The following is a 14605-nucleotide window of genomic DNA, read 5'->3' as shown; positions in this document are numbered from 1 at the left end:
ATGTTTGATATCGTGATCCGGGGAGGGGTAATCCATCGCGGTGATGGCGAGGCTCCGGTCGAGGCGGATATTGCCATCAAGGACGGCGTGATCGTTCAGATCGGCAATGATCTCGGGCCAGCCGGGCGCGTGATCGATGCGACCGGTCAGATCGTCACGCCGGGCTTTATTGACATTCACACCCATTATGACGGTCAGGCCAGCTGGGATCCCGAATTACGCCCCTCGATTGACCACGGCGTCACCACGGCGGTGATGGGGAATTGCGGTGTCGGTTTTGCCCCGGTGCGTGAGGGGGATCGCGAAACTCTGATCAAGCTGATGGAAGGCGTGGAGGATATTCCCGGCACAGCGCTTTACGAAGGGCTGACCTGGGAGTGGGAGAGCTTCCCGGACTATCTCGACGCATTGGAAAAAATGCCGCGGACGATCGATATCGCCGCCATGGTTCCGCACGATCCGCTGCGGGTCTATGTGATGGGCGAGCGCGCCGTCTTCTCCGAGCCGGCCAATGAAAACGATATTTCGGAAATGCGCCGTCTGACCCGCGAAGCCTTGGAGGCGGGCGCGATAGGTTTCGCGACCGGTCGTTCCGATGTGCACAAGACGGCCGACGGCGACTGGACGCCGTCTTCGGAGGCGACACGCGATGAATTGACGGGGATCGCCCGGGCTTTTGCCGGGCTCGATTTCGGCGTGGTCCAGGCGGTCAGCGACTTCAACCTGGAGCGTGGTGAGCAGGATTTCGATGAGGAATGGCAGATCGTAGCCGACTACGCCAAGGCGTCCGGCCGGCCATTTTCTTTCTCGCTCATGCAGCGCGATTTTGCGCCCGAGCAATGGGTCAAACTGACCAAGCTGTCTGAGGAACTCAAGCAGGAGGGCGTGGATGCCCGCATGCAGGTGGCGCCGCGCGCCATTGGCGTCTTCCTCGGCTTTAACTGCACCTTCCATCCCTTTATGGGCTATCCGAGCTACAAGACCATCGCCGATCTGCCGCTGGCCGAACGCGTGGCCAAGATGAAGACGCCGGAGTTCAAGGCGCAGATCCTGTCAGAGAAAACCGACAAGGTTTCCGGCCCGGGCTCTTCCGTACCCCCGCTGGCGGATCTGCTGCTTGAACATATCGAGCTGGTGGCGGAGAAATTCTTCCAGCTTGGCGATCCGCCCGATTATGAGCAGCCGCCGGAAAACTCGCTGGCGTCCAAGGCGCGGGCCAAGGGCGTTTCGATCTATGAGATGATCTATGACACGCTGCTGGAACGGGACGGCCAGGAGCTGATTTACCTGCCGCTCTATAACTATACCGAACTCAATTACGACAATGTGCTCAAGATGATGGAGCACCCTCAGGCGCTTTATGGCTTGTCTGATGGCGGTGCGCATGTCGGCACCGTCTGCGATGCTTCCATGCCGACCTATATGATCACGCACTGGACCCGTGACCGTAAGCGCGGCCGCCGGCTCGACTTGCCCCGGGTGATCCGCATGCTCACCGGCGCCCAGGCGGATTATCTCGGCATGCGGGACCGTGGTTATATCCGCGAAGGCATGCGGGCTGATCTCAATGTTATCGATGTTGCCGCGCTGCAGCTCGAACCGCCCTATATGAAACAGGACCTGCCGGCCGGCGGGCAGCGACTGCTTCAGGGCGCGCGTGGCTATACGGCGACGATTGTTGCGGGCGATGTCGTGATGGAAGAAGGGCAGCTGACCGGCGCCAAGCCGGGGCGGCTTTACCGTGCCGGGCGAGCGCAGGCGATCGCGGCAGAATAGGTATGAAGCTTTTTTCCCCGATCGTCCTGTTCGTGGCGTTGGGCGTGGCAGGCCTGTCTGTCGCGCTCCTGGTCCTGGATCCGGCAAATTGGGGGCGGGCGCTTCTGTCTCTGGTTTTCCTGCCTGTTGGCGGCGCGGTGATTTACCAGATATCCCGGCGCAATACCGGTGCTGCCGGTCGCCAGCGTTCGCTGATCCGGGTCAGGGCCGCGATGGTGGGTGCTGGTGCCGTATTGGCATCGGCATTGGGGTTCCGGCTGATCGAAGTGCTGGGCGTTGAGACTGATACGACGGCGAAATTCGTCGCCAGCATGGTGCTTGTTCTCGTGGTGGTGCTGGGTGAATTCCAGTCCGGTCGCATGGATAGTCGTGCCGACAAGATCGATGATGACTAGTCAGCGCACATAACTCGCACCATTGATATCAATGCATGACCCGGTGGCGCTGGCGCAGGCGCCGGATGCCAGGAAGGCGCACATGGCGGCGATTTCCTCCGGCTCGGCCATGCGGCCGATCGGGATTTCACTCGCGGCGGCGGCAATACCGGCGGCGTTTTGCGGCGCCATTCGGGTATTGATCCAGCCCGGCGCAAGGGCATAGGCATAAACGCCATTATCGCCCCATTGCCGGGCAATGGTCTTGGTCAGCGAGAGCACCGCGCCCTTGGAGGCAGCATAGGCCATGTGGTCCTTGTCCTCGCCGCGATAACCCGCGCGGCTGGCGATGTTCACAAAAGAGCCGCCGCCATTCTCGACCATGTCAGGCAGGGCCGCGCGGCAGATGTCGGCCACAGCCATCACATTGACCTGCAACAGGCCGGCCCAATTGGCTTCCCAGGTCTCGTCGCTGGCATCGATGGGGGTGTCCCAGTGGATGCCGGCATTATTGACGATGGTGTCAATTCGGCCCCCGGCCAGCTCGGCGGCGCGGGTGTAGAGCTCGCGACCGGCTCCGGGCATCATCAGATCGGCCTGCACGGCGCCGAGTGCGCGCGGACCGATCTCCCGGACGGCGGCATCGGCATCCGCCATGTTCTGATTTCCATGCAGAATGACCTCGGCGCCCTGTTCTGCGAACAGGAACGCCGCCGCCCGGCCGACGCCATGGCTGGAGCCGGTGATCAGGGCGCGCTGGCCTGATAGAGGTCCGCTCATTGTCGTCCTATTTCATCTGCCGCTGGGCCACGCGCTCGGCGAATTTGCCGTAGGGCGGAGCAAGAAGGCGGGACGGGTGCCATTTGCCGGTCGAGAGAACCGAGCGCTCATGGGTGAAGGCCCTGAAGCCTGTCTCGCCGTGATAGGCGCCCTGGCCGGAAGCACCGACGCCGCCGAAGGGAAGGTCCGGAACAGACAGGTGCATGAGGTTGATATTCACCCCGGCACCGCCGGAAATCGTCTCATCGAGGACGCGTTCGGCCTGTGTCTTGTCTGTGGAGTAGACGTAAAGCGCCAGTGGGCGCTCCCGGTCGTTGACGAAATCGAGAGCGCCTTCAAGCTCCGCATAGCCCTTGATCGGCAGGATCGGGCCGAAGATTTCCTCGATCATCATGGCGCTGTCTTCCGGCGGATCGATCACCACGGTCGGGGGAATTTTGCGCGCCGCTTGTGCCGCCTGGCTGTCATGCTCGGGCTGCAAAACCTCGATACCGGCAGCCCGGGCCTCCTCGATCATCGCATTGAGGCGCTCATAATGGCGATCGGAGACGATAGAGGTGTAGGCGTCATCGCTGGCGGCCTCCGGGAATTGGTGCTGGGCGACGTCAATAATGGCCTGGCCGATTTCCCGCTCGCGGCCGTTCGGTGCGAGAACATAGTCGGGTGCGACACAGGTTTGTCCGGCATTGAAAAGCTTGCCCCAGCCAATGGATTTGGCCGCCTGCTCCGTTGGATAGTCTGGCGCGACGATGGCCGGTGACTTGCCGCCCAGCTCAAGCGTTACCGGGACCAGATTGTCTGCTGCCGCCATGGCGACCAAGCGGCCGACCTGGGTCGATCCCGTGTAGAAAAGATGATCCCATTTCAGCGTCGTGAAGGCCTGGCCGACAGCCGGGCCGCCGGTAACGACGCTGACATGATCTTCCTCGAAATTCTCGGCGATCAGCCGTTTCATGATCTCGGCTGTAGCCGGTGTGTATTCGGAAGGTTTGATGATCGCCCGGCAACCGGCGCCCAGCGCCGCCGCCAGCGGAGCCATGGCGAGCTGGAACGGATAGTTCCAGGGCGAGATAATGCCGGCCACGCCGATCGGTTCCCGACGGATGACAGCCTTGCCCGGCATCAGCGTCAAGGGCACACCGACGCGCTTGGGCTTGGCCCATTTGTTCAGGTGTTTCTTGATATGGGCCGCGTCCTGGATGACGAAGGCCAGCTCGGCGATGGCGGTCTCGATCCGGGCGCGATTGCCGAAATCCTGACTGATCGCATCGGTGATGGCGTCGGCATTCTTCCGACACAGATCGGCGATCTTGTCGAGATCATGCTTGCGCTTGTCCAGCGGCCGGTGACGTTCGGCCCGGAAGGCGGCTTTCTGGGCCGCCAGGATCGATTTCATGCGTTCGATCTGTTTGGCTTCAGCTTCGCTCATTGGCTGCCTCCCTTAGGCATTGTCTTCGGCAATCATCGCCGCGGCGCGCGTGGCGATCATAATGGTCGGCGCATTGGTATTGCCGCCGACCAGGCGCGGCATGACCGAGGCGTCGATGACGCGCAGCTTGTCGACACCTTTGACCCGGCAGCGGCTGTCAGTGACGGCCAGCTCGCCTGATCCCATCGCGCAGGTAGAGGTCGGATGATACAGGGTTTCAGCCCGCGCGCGTACATCATCTTCGAGCTGCGAACGGGTAGTGATACCGGGCTCCGGATAACGCTCGGATTTACGGTCGAAATCAAAGGCCGGCGCGGCCAGGATTTCGCGCACCTTGGCGAGACCATCGGTCATCACATCGGTATCAAACGGGTCTTCCAGATAATTCGGCTGGATCACCGGATGATCATTGGGATCAGTGGTCTTCAGGCGGATCTCGCCGCGGCTCTTGGGATAGAGCTGGCAGACATGCAGGGTCACACCGTGACCCCAGGCCTTTTCAATCCCGTGCGGGTTGGAGATCGCCGGAATGAAGACCAATTGCAGGTCGGGCAGGTCATCGGCATAGGCCGACTTGATGAAAGCGCCGCCCTGCACCGGGTTCACGAAGGCCGGCCCGTCACCCATCAGCATCATCCGCCCCATCATATAGGCGTGGCGCGGAATGGAGCGCAGCGAATTGCCGATCGAGATGTCCGACTTGGTCCAGATCTGGGCCGTGACGTCTAGATGGTCCTGCAAATTCTTGCCTACACCGGGAAGGTCATGCTCGACCGAAACTCCGGCTTCGCGCAGCTCATTGGCCGGACCAATGCCGGACAGCAGCAGGGTCTGCGGTGAATTGATCGCACCACCGGAAAGGATGACTTCCTTGCGTGCGGTCAGAACCGCGCGGGTGCCGTCGATATCGACCTCGACACCGGTCGCGGCGCCATCCTCGATGACTATGCGGCGCACCATGGCCTTGATCGTCACCGAGCAATTTTCGCGCTCCAGGGCCGGGCGCAGGAACGCGTCGGCGGCGGAGCAGCGCTTGCCGTCCTTCTGCGTCACCTGGTAGGGGCCGAAGCCTTCCTGGCGGTGGCCGTTGAAGTCGTCATTGCGGCGGTATTGCAGCTGGTCGCCGGCCTTGAAGAAGGCATCCGTCAGCGGGTTGAGCGGGGTGATGTCCTCGACCGAAAGCGGACCTTCGGCGCCGTGCAGGTCGGACGGGCCGCGTTGCTGGCCCTGAACCTCTTTGAAGGCCGGCAGGGCATTGTCCCAGCCCCAGCCCTCAGCGCCGTATTCGCGTTCCCACTCGTCATAATTCTCCTTGGCGCCGCGCATGTAATGCATGGCGTTGATGGAGGAAGAGCCGCCCAGCGTCTTGCCGCGCGGCCAGAGCAGTTTGCGGTCATTGAGATGTTTTTGCGGCTCTGTCCAATAGCCCCAGTTGAACTGCTCACCGGTGACGGCGAATTGCAGCAGCATCGGGGTTCTGATGATGGCGCTTTTGTCCGAGCCGCCGGCTTCCAGCACGCAGACCGTCACTGACGGATCACGCGACAGGCGCTCGGCGACGGTACAGCCAGCCGAGCCGGCACCGCAGATGATGTAGTCGAATTCAGTCTCACTCATCGCCTTCATCCCCGGGCTCGTTGTTTTCTTCAGTGTCGTCTTCAGTTTCTGTGTCGATCGGCGCCGCGTCGATTGTGCCAGCGTCGGCTTCTACCGGACCGCCATAATGAGCCGCGAGCGCGCGCATGGCCGTAAGCGACTCCTCGGTGCGTGCGCCCCATTCCGGGTCAGCCGCCGTGCGGGCAATGACGATATTGCGACGGGTGTCGACCCAGACATACTGGCCGTAAACCCCGGCCATGAAATATTCGCCGTCATAGCCCTCCGGGACCCAAAAATGCAGGCCATAGCCGCGCAGCGGGTAGGGAGCCTCCGCATAGTCCGGTTCCTGGAAGTCCGCATTCGGCCGGGTTGCCATGTCGACCCAGCCCTCCGGTACCAGGCGCTCGCCGTTCCAGACCCCGTCCTGCAGGTAGAACTGGCCGAAGCGGGCATAGTCCTCGAGCGTGGCGTTAAGGCAGCAATAGCCAATGGCGATGCCGTTTTCGCCGGGCAGGTTCTGGTTCCAGTTGGCGTCCGACGTCATGCCGATTGGGCGCCAAATCTTGTCTTCCACCACCCGGGCCAGGGGAGCGTCGTAGACACCGCGTGCGACAGCCGACAGCACCTGGGTGTTGGCGCTGACATAGTGCAAGTCCTCGCCAGGCTCGCGATCCCGCTCGATCTCGGTCACCATGCTGTCGATATTCCGGCCCCAGATATTGGCGCCGAGGAAGAGGCGGCGGATATCGCTGTCCGGGGCACTGTAATCCTCGTTGAAGTCGACCCCGGCCGACATCATCAAGAGGTGCCGCAGAGACGTTTCTCCGAAGGGCGAGCCTGCGAGCTGCGGGGCGAAAACCTCCGCATTCTGGTCGAGATTGTCGATGCGTCCTTCATGCAGCGCCATGGCGATCAGGGTCGCGACGAAGCTCTTGCCGACCGACCAGGAGGTGTGCAGCGTTTCCGGTGTCGAACCGAGCAAGTATTCCTCATGCACGACCTCGCCATTGTGCAACACCATCAACCCGGTGCTATCGGACTCCGAAAGCCAGTCGGTGATGTCCCGATCCTGGCCATTGAGGGTGTAACCGACCGTATCGTTCCGGGTCTGGCGGGTGAAGGATTCGCCGTTTTCTCCCGCGCTGATTGTTCTGAAGGGGAACACTTCGCCCATATCGCGAAATGTTTCTGCGAGGGCTGCATTTGCGGTGGCGGCCTGGATTTCGGCTGGCGAATACTCCGACCACGGGCGGTAATACCACCCGGCCGCCGTGACCGCCAAAAGGCCTAAAATGGCACCTAAGCCAATGATAATACGGCTCATTCTTCTCCCCATAACCAGCTTATTGAACGCTGTTCACTTTGCAGCCTAGCAGAGTTCACCCGAGAGAAAAGAGCAGGCATAAGAGGGCTCTAGCGATTCTAGAGTGCGGCAGGCATGCAACTGCTTCGGCATCTTTTTTGCCAATAGCGGAGAAACAGGCTGACAGCCTCGTCGCATAATGTTCATATCGCACCATACGCGCGGACGGTTGGCTTGGTACCGCGTAAATGAGGGGAGAAAATTCCAATGAAAATGTTCTCGAAGGCGGCCGCTCTGGGCACGACCGCCATGCTTGCTGGTCTTGTCGGTGCCACCGGCGCCTACGCTCAGATCGAGCAAATCACTGTTACATCCCAGAAACGCGAGCAGACGCTTCAGGAAGTTCCGATCGCTGTTTCTGTTGTCCAGGCTGAAACCCTGGAAAATTCCCAGATCGTCGATGCGATCGACCTGCAGTCTGTCGTGCCGTCGCTGCGCGTCAGCCAGCTGGAGCGCAGCTCCAACGCGACTTTCATCATTCGTGGTCAGGGTAACGGCGCGAATAACCCGGGCATCGAGCCTTCGGTTGCTGTCTACATCGATGGCGTCTTCCGCAGCCGCGCCGGTACGGCGCTGTCTGACCTCAATGACATTGAGCGCATCGAGGTTCTCCGCGGACCGCAGTCGACCCTGTTCGGTAAGAATGCAACCGCGGGTGTGGTTAGCATCATCACCGAAGCGCCTCAGTTTGAATATGGCGGCTCTGCCGAAATCACCCTGGGCAATTTCAACAGCATCATCACGCGTGGCTCCTTCACTGGACCGCTCTCCGACAACCTGGCCTTCTCGGTCAGCGGAAGCATGAACCAGCGTGACGGCTATTATGAAAATCTCGGCCCGGCTGGCGATTTCAATGATCGCGATCGTTGGTCGCTTCGTGGCCAGCTGCTTTACACGCCGAGTGATACGTTCAGCCTGCGCGTGATCGCGGACCATGACGAGATCAATGAGGCCTGCTGCGGTACCGACCGTTTGCTCGACGGTCCGGCTGGTCCGGTCCTGCGCGGCCTTCTTGGCGGTCAGACCTCCGCTGGCGCTGGTTTCAACTATGAGATCGCGACCGACTTCGCGAACGAGAACCGGATCGAGAATTCCGGTATCTCGGCTCAGGCCGACTGGAGCCTCAGCGACACGCTTTCGCTGAGCTCGATCACCTCCTATCGCATGTATGAAGATTACATCGATTACGAGGGTGACTTCACCACGCTCGAACTGCTTGGCGCGAACGTTCGCGGCCTGGACGTTGATACGTTCAGCCAGGAATTCCGCCTGACGGGTGAATGGGGTGACCGTGCCTTCTTCCTGCTGGGTGCTTACTACTCCACGGAAGACATGACCGTTGATGACTCCCGTCTCTACGGCAGCGATACGCGCGCTTATGTTGACATTCTGACCGGTGGCGCACTCGGTGGGCTTGAAGCCGCAACCGGCTTTGCGCCGGGCTCCTTCTTCGCGGACGGTGGTGGTACCACCTTCACCGCAGAGCAGAGCGATGAGCAGTTCCAGATCTTCTCTCAGATTGACTTCAATCTGACGGATCGTCTGGTCTTCACCGCTGGTCTGGCTTACTTCGAGTCGGAAAAGGAAGTGGACTTCCTCAACGTCGTCCGCACCAACCCGTTCTCCGATCTCAACCTGGTTGAAGTCGGTCTGGGCAGCTTCCTCGCTAATGCTGGCGTTAACCCGGCCGACCCGGTTGCTGTCGGCGCTTTCGCCGCTGCCAACCCGGCTGTCTTTGGTGCGTTCGTGAACGCGTCGACCACGTTCAACGCGGTTGCTCTTGCCAATGGCGGTGTCGATGTTGGCGGCGTTATCGTTGACCCGGTTACCGGCTTGCCGCTGGCTAACCCGCTCCTCGACTTCTTCGCTCTGGGTCTGCAGCCGCTTGGTGCTCTGACGCCGTTCCCGAATTCTGTCGAAGACGGTCGCACGTCTGACTCGGACACGCCGTACACGGTGCGCCTCGCTTATGACGCCACTGACCGTACCAATGTCTACGCTTCGTTCTCTCGCGGCTTCAAGGCATCGTCCTGGAACCTGACGCCGGATACGCGTCCGAATTCTTCTGACATTGCTGCACTGCGGGCTGCCGGTGAACTGGCTGCGGACAATGCGCTCGGTGCTCCGACCATCGTCAACACGGCCGAAGCTCTCGGCGTTGCTGGTAACCAGCGTTTCGCCCGTCCGGAAATCACCGAGACGTTCGAAATCGGTTTCAAGACGCGCTTCGACTGGGGCTCGCTTGACGTTGCATACTTCGATCAGACCATCACGGACTTCCAGTCCTCTGTCTTCCAGGGTGCTGGTTTCGCGGTCATCAATGCTGGTGAGCAGTCTGCAAACGGTCTTGAGTTTGACAGTGTGATCGAGCCGCCGTCGATTGAGGGCCTGACCTTTACGCTGTCCGGCATCTGGATGGACGCTGAATATGACGACTTCCAGGGCGCTCCGGTGGTTTCCGGCGGTGCGGTCGACCTCGCTGATGGTGTTCAGGACGGAACCGGTGATCTGAGCGGTCAGGCCGTTGCGGGCATTCCGGAATTCGCTGGCTCCTTCGGTGTCGAGTACACCCGCCAGCTGTCCTTCGGTGAGCTGATGCTGCGCGGTGACTGGCAGTATGAATCGGAAGTCCGGCTTCTGGAGAACCTGCCGGAGTCGATCTCTCGTCAGGTCAGCACCGTCAACGCCTCGATTGGTCTGAACTTCAACAACGGCGTGGAAACCCTGCTGTGGGCTCGTAACCTCAATGAGGACGAGTACTACACCTCCGGTTTCCCGACCACGCTGCAGTCCGGATCTTTCTCGGTCTACCCGAACCAGCCGCGGACCTATGGTCTGACGGTACGGACGAACTTCTAAGAAGAACGGCCTTTTTGGCCGGTTCTCAGAAGACAGTATTTGGAGCGGCGCCGGGGATCCCCGGCGCCGTTTCTTTTTGCGCTGCCGCCTCGCCGTACTTCCGGCCATGCCCTCTGCTCGAGCCGTGGTCGGCCCAATGCTGGCACCGCGCGTTTGCGCAAACCCTGCTCATTGGCGAGTAGTGAACATCGTTCAATTTCTGCTTTGAATTGGGGCGAAGGCTGTTTAGCCTTTGTCCTTCGTCGTTGTTACATGCCTTTTTCGTCCGGGAGATCGTTTTGGTACTGATCTGGGTTCTGCTCGGTTCCGTTCTGGGAATCACCGCCATGGTTGCGGCCAACCACTATCTCGGACTGCATACTCCCGCCGTGATTGCTTCGCTGGAGGACGCCAAGCGCAAACTCGATATCGACAATGTCGGCTTTCGTGCGGGGGCCGGGGTGCTGGCAGAGGACGGCCGGTCGGCGCTCGTGGAAGAGGCGGGTGCGGCTCGTATCGGTTTGCTCTCCACCCAAGGCGATACTGTTGTAATCCGCTATCTCGACCCGGGCTCGGTGCGGGCTGCGCGAATGGAGGAGGGCGGAGCGATCACGCTTTCCCTGAACGATTTCACCTTCGCTCCTGTCCGTTTGGGGCTGGGGGATGCTGGCGAGGCCCGCATATGGGCTGACAAACTCAACGCATTACAGGCCTGAGATGAATATTCCTGACCTTATCAACCCGACCTGGCTCGCTGTACCCTTGTTCACGGCGCTGGTTTTTGCGGAAATGTTTTTTGCCCGGCGACAGGGCGGCGCGACGTTCGAGACGCGCGACAGCGCGGCAAGCCTGATAATGGGGTTTGGGAGTGTCGTCGCCGGGGTGGCCTTCGGCACCATCATTGGTGCCTGGCTGCTGTTTGTGTATCAGTTTCGCTTATTCGACATACCATTTGCGTGGTGGGCTTGGATACTCGCCTTTGTGTTGGATGATTTCGTCTACTACTGGTCCCACCGTTGGGGCCACACCGTGCGCTGGTTCTGGGCCGACCATGTCGTACATCACTCCTCCCAGCACTATAATTTGACCACCGCCTTGCGGCAGTCCTGGTTTAGCATTTTCACCCTGAAATGGTTATGGCTGGGGTCTGCGCTTGCGTTGATCGGCTTCCACCCGGTGATGATTGCCTTCGTTGGTGGTCTCAATCTGATCTACCAGTTCTGGATCCACACCGAAGTCGTGCGGAAGTGTCCGGACTGGTTTGAGGCCGTCATGAATACGCCCTCGCATCATCGCGTCCATCACGGCATCAACCCGATGTATCTGGACAAGAATTACGCCGGAGTCTTCATCATCTGGGACCGGATGTTCGGCACTTTCCAGGCTGAGCTTGATGATGAGCCGATCCGCTACGGTATCGTCAAGAATCTCGGCACTTATAATCCGCTGAAGATCGCCATGCATGAGTGGCTCGGTGTTGCCAATGATATGCGTAATGCTGGCAATTGGCGTGAGGCGATGATGTTCCTGCTGGCCCCGCCGGGCTGGTCGCCGGATGGCTCGCGCAGCACGTCGAAGGAGATATATGAGCGCTGGAAGGCTCAGCAGGGCGGTACGAATTCGCCGGCCCCGCGCAGTGAGGCGCCGGCCGAGTAATTGAAATTGACCCGGTATCGCCCGGCTGCCTCTTGCTTTTAACCCGAAATTGACACACTCTGTCGAAAGTGAACGGTGTTCACAGATAGAACAGTGTTGGTCGCACCTGGGGAGGTTTAAGCGCCATGGGCTCGCTTCGCGAACTTTATCCGATGCCGGACATCGACAAGCATTGGTCGGTCCCGCAGGAATTTGACGCCACGTTTGACTTTGAGTATGGCGAGGGCCGTACCACGCTGATGCACTTGTATCAGAAGGGCAAGGACATGCAGTGGGATGCGGTCAATCGCATCGACTGGAGCCTCGATCTCGACGTCGAGAACCCGATGCAACTGCCCGATGAGGGCATTGCGCTGCATGGTTCCGATATCTGGAACAAGATGTCCAAGAAGCATCAGATCGAGTTCCGCCGTCATGCCCAGGCCTGGAATATCTCCCAGTTCATGCAGGGCGAGCAGGCAGCGTTGATCTGTGCCGCCAAGATTGTCGAACAGGTCCCCGATCTTGACGCCAAATTCTATGCGGCCACCCAAGTCATGGACGAGGCGCGTCACGTTGAGGCCTACAAGAACCTGATGCAGAAGTTCGGCGTCGCTTACCCGATGACCGCACCGCTCAAGGCGCTTGTGGATGACGCACTGCGCGATAGCCGCTGGGACTTTACCTATCTCGCTATGCAGGTCGTGATCGAGGGGCTGGCGCTCGCCGCCTTCGGTACCATTCGCGATCTGGCTCAGAACCCGCTGGCCAAGATGGTCAATGCTTATGTCATGGAAGACGAGGCGCGCCATGTCGCCTTTGGGCGCCTGACCCTGCGGGACTACTATCCGCACCTGACCCAGGCCGAACGCGATGAGCGCGAGGAATTCCTGGTAGAGGCTTGCTATCACATGCGTGACCGTTTCCAGGCGCGTGAGGTCTATGAAACCATGGATCTGCCGGTCGAGGAGTGCGTAGCATATTCCGAGCAGTCGGAAATGAACAAGCTTTTCCGCACCTTGCTCTTCCAGCGCATCGTGCCGGTGGTGAAGGATATCGGCCTTTGGGGCGATAAGATCCAGAAAGCCTATACCGATATGGGCGTGATGCATTACGCCGACCAGGACCTCGATGAGCTCGCTGCACAGGACGAGAAAATCGCCAAGGACCTGGACACGGTCAATCACCAGGATGTGCGCATGGCCTATGTCCACGCCGTCGCTGGAGCCGCAGAGTAACCCAGCTGGAACGCTGGAACGAACAAGGCCCCGGCATCGCGCCGGGGCCTTTTTCTTTGTCATATGCGCTGTTCAGCTCGTCGGATCAAAGCCGTAGGGCGAGCCGCCGAGCACGTGGGGTTCGACGTCCAGCTTGCGGTTGATCGGCGGGAAGGCGCGCTGGGCGCAGTCGGAGCGTTCGCACAGGCGGCAGGCGATGCCGAGGGCCTGCGGGGCGCTGTCCGAGAGCGGGTCTGCATGGATAATGCGGCTGGCATGGTCCCAGTCGCAGCCCAACGCAATGGCGTGCAGGACCGGCGGCTGACCGGCGGGGGCCGGGCTGATCTGACCGCGGGCCAGGGACAGGAAGCGCCGGCCGTCGGGTAGTTCGAAGCTCTGCGCATGGATGCGCTCGGGCAGCCTCAGCGCATCATAGAGATTCCATTTCGGGCAACCGCCGCCGGAGCGAACAAAGGGCATGATGCCGCCACCGAAGCGCTTTGATACATTGCCGGCGCCATCCACCCGGATCATGAAGAAGGGCAGGCCGCGCGCGCCGCTTCTCTGCAGCGTGGTCAGACGATGACAGACCTGCTCATAACTCGCTTCGAAGCGCCGCTGCAGCACATAGAGGTCGTAGCGGCATTCCTCGGCGGCGGCCAGAAACGGCTCGTAGGGCATCTGGATGGCGCCGGCGAGATAGTTGGCGAGGCCCAGCCGGTAAAGGCGCTTGGAATCATCACCGGGAAGATTGGCCTTGGCGATCAGCCCGTCGATCAGTTCGCCGCATTCCAGATTGGCTAGCGCAACCCCCATATGGAAGGCACGTGACGTGCTGGGCAGAACCTCCGAGAGCAGCAGGCGGCGGCCGTGAAAGTCCAGCCGGCGGCGGGCTCCGGCCATCATGTCCTCGTCCAGGACCCGGACCGTGAAACCGTGTTCCTCAAGCAGGTATTTGGCCAGGGTGCGGTCACGGTCCCGGCGCCGGGTTCCGCTGCGCTCGAGCAGATCCATGGCTGCGGCTTCGAGCTCGGGGTAGTGGTTCTGGCTTGCATCAATGGCATCGCGGACGCTTTCCAGTGTCGAACCCGGGCCGGACATGCGGGTGGCCAGATCGGCGGTGGCGGCACTGGTCTCGCGATAGGTCTGGTACAGGCGGGCAAAGGCTTCGGCGGCCCGTGGATGGCTGTCCGCGAGCTCGTTGAGCTCCAGCCGGTCGAGCTCGAACCCGTGCAGGACAGGATCAGCAGAGGCTTCCTGCAGGTCGGCGATCAGTTGTTGGTCGCTTTCATTGGCGAAAGCGCGCACATCGACATCGAAATTCTCAGCCAGGGCGAGAAGCACCCGCGCCGTGACAGGACGTTGATTGCGTTCAAGCAGGTTTAGATAGCTGGCCGACACGCCTAGAGCCTGAGCGGCGTCGGCCTGGGTGAGGCCGCGTTCGCGGCGCAGACGGCGCAAGCGGGCGCCGGCAAAGAGTTTTTCGAGGGGGCGTGTGTCGTCGGCCATGTATCAAAATTTACAAAACAACAAATTGACAATGTGAACACAATACACGCAATCCGCTTTATATGAAAGGGGGGATCGACGCTCG

General features: G+C 60.6%; 11 protein-coding genes. 6 read left to right on the top strand and 5 right to left on the bottom strand.

Annotated features, from left to right (window positions below):
* Both Q1V57_RS00290 and Q1V57_RS00285 read left to right on the top strand, forming a co-directional pair.
* Nucleotides 1-1776 carry an amidohydrolase family protein gene (locus Q1V57_RS00290; protein WP_300526796.1) on the top strand — a complete coding sequence of 592 codons (1776 nt, stop codon included), beginning with the start codon at nucleotides 1-3 and terminating at the stop codon, nucleotides 1774-1776.
* A gap of 2 nt (nucleotides 1777-1778) precedes the next feature.
* The gene (locus tag Q1V57_RS00285; protein WP_300526795.1) at nucleotides 1779-2171 is read left to right on the top strand and encodes a hypothetical protein; all 393 of its coding nucleotides are present in this window, start codon (nucleotides 1779-1781) and stop codon (nucleotides 2169-2171) included.
* Here Q1V57_RS00285 and Q1V57_RS00280 read toward each other — a convergent pair whose 3' ends face one another.
* From Q1V57_RS00280 to Q1V57_RS00265, 4 genes are read right to left on the bottom strand one after another with little or no spacing between them, the layout of a single operon-like run.
* Nucleotides 2172-2930, bottom strand: coding sequence for an SDR family oxidoreductase (locus tag Q1V57_RS00280; RefSeq protein WP_300526794.1), 759 nt, complete (start codon nucleotides 2928-2930; stop codon nucleotides 2172-2174).
* Between the two features lie 7 nt (nucleotides 2931-2937).
* Nucleotides 2938-4359, bottom strand: coding sequence for a coniferyl aldehyde dehydrogenase (locus tag Q1V57_RS00275; protein ID WP_300526793.1), 1422 nt, complete (start codon nucleotides 4357-4359; stop codon nucleotides 2938-2940).
* Nucleotides 4360-4371: 12 nt separating this feature from the next.
* Nucleotides 4372-5976: a GMC family oxidoreductase N-terminal domain-containing protein gene (locus Q1V57_RS00270; protein WP_300526792.1), complete on the bottom strand. Its 1605-nt coding sequence runs from the start codon at nucleotides 5974-5976 to the stop codon at nucleotides 4372-4374.
* A complete protein-coding gene (locus Q1V57_RS00265; protein WP_300526791.1) occupies nucleotides 5969-7282 on the bottom strand; it encodes a serine hydrolase in 1314 nt (437 codons plus the stop codon). The genes Q1V57_RS00270 and Q1V57_RS00265 overlap by 8 nt, the downstream gene beginning before the upstream one ends.
* A gap of 246 nt (nucleotides 7283-7528) precedes the next feature.
* On the opposite strand from Q1V57_RS00265, the gene Q1V57_RS00260 reads away from it, so the two are divergent.
* From Q1V57_RS00260 to Q1V57_RS00245, 4 genes are all read left to right on the top strand, one after another.
* A complete protein-coding gene (locus Q1V57_RS00260; protein WP_300526790.1) occupies nucleotides 7529-10180 on the top strand; it encodes a TonB-dependent receptor in 2652 nt (883 codons plus the stop codon).
* Nucleotides 10181-10458: 278 nt separating this feature from the next.
* Complete coding sequence (locus tag Q1V57_RS00255) at nucleotides 10459-10875, top strand: hypothetical protein (RefSeq protein ID WP_300526789.1); 417 nt, start codon at nucleotides 10459-10461, stop codon at nucleotides 10873-10875.
* Nucleotide 10876: 1 nt separating this feature from the next.
* A complete protein-coding gene (locus Q1V57_RS00250) occupies nucleotides 10877-11815 on the top strand; it encodes a sterol desaturase family protein (RefSeq protein ID WP_300526788.1) in 939 nt (312 codons plus the stop codon).
* Between the two features lie 125 nt (nucleotides 11816-11940).
* Nucleotides 11941-13032 (top strand): ferritin-like domain-containing protein, encoded by a 1092-nt coding sequence (locus Q1V57_RS00245; protein ID WP_300526787.1) that lies wholly within the window; start codon nucleotides 11941-11943, stop codon nucleotides 13030-13032.
* Between the two features lie 72 nt (nucleotides 13033-13104).
* Here Q1V57_RS00245 and Q1V57_RS00240 read toward each other — a convergent pair whose 3' ends face one another.
* Complete coding sequence (locus Q1V57_RS00240; protein WP_300526786.1) at nucleotides 13105-14520, bottom strand: short-chain fatty acyl-CoA regulator family protein; 1416 nt, start codon at nucleotides 14518-14520, stop codon at nucleotides 13105-13107.
* Nucleotides 14521-14605: the final 85 nt, after the last annotated feature.

The sequence above is a fragment of the Maricaulis sp. genome (assembly GCF_030149425.1).
Taxonomy (GTDB): Bacteria; Pseudomonadota; Alphaproteobacteria; order Caulobacterales; family Maricaulaceae; genus Maricaulis.
The sequence above is the reverse complement of the archived record's forward strand: the minus strand, read 5'-3'. Positions and strand labels throughout refer to the sequence as shown.

What these genes read in the sequence shown, in the direction of transcription:
- Q1V57_RS00275 (WP_300526793.1), bottom strand. Translation starts at nt 4,359, where the DNA reads ATGAGCGAAGCTGAAGCCAAACAGATCGAACGCATGAAATCGATCCTG.
- Q1V57_RS00285 (WP_300526795.1), top strand. Translation starts at nt 1,779, where the DNA reads ATGAAGCTTTTTTCCCCGATCGTCCTGTTCGTGGCGTTGGGCGTGGCA.
- Q1V57_RS00240 (WP_300526786.1), bottom strand. Translation starts at nt 14,520, where the DNA reads ATGGCCGACGACACACGCCCCCTCGAAAAACTCTTTGCCGGCGCCCGC.
- Q1V57_RS00270 (WP_300526792.1), bottom strand. Translation starts at nt 5,976, where the DNA reads ATGAGTGAGACTGAATTCGACTACATCATCTGCGGTGCCGGCTCGGCT.
- Q1V57_RS00260 (WP_300526790.1), top strand. Translation starts at nt 7,529, where the DNA reads ATGAAAATGTTCTCGAAGGCGGCCGCTCTGGGCACGACCGCCATGCTT.
- Q1V57_RS00280 (WP_300526794.1), bottom strand. Translation starts at nt 2,930, where the DNA reads ATGAGCGGACCTCTATCAGGCCAGCGCGCCCTGATCACCGGCTCCAGC.
- Q1V57_RS00245 (WP_300526787.1), top strand. Translation starts at nt 11,941, where the DNA reads ATGGGCTCGCTTCGCGAACTTTATCCGATGCCGGACATCGACAAGCAT.
- Q1V57_RS00265 (WP_300526791.1), bottom strand. Translation starts at nt 7,282, where the DNA reads ATGAGCCGTATTATCATTGGCTTAGGTGCCATTTTAGGCCTTTTGGCG.
- Q1V57_RS00290 (WP_300526796.1), top strand. Translation starts at nt 1, where the DNA reads ATGTTTGATATCGTGATCCGGGGAGGGGTAATCCATCGCGGTGATGGC.
- Q1V57_RS00250 (WP_300526788.1), top strand. Translation starts at nt 10,877, where the DNA reads ATGAATATTCCTGACCTTATCAACCCGACCTGGCTCGCTGTACCCTTG.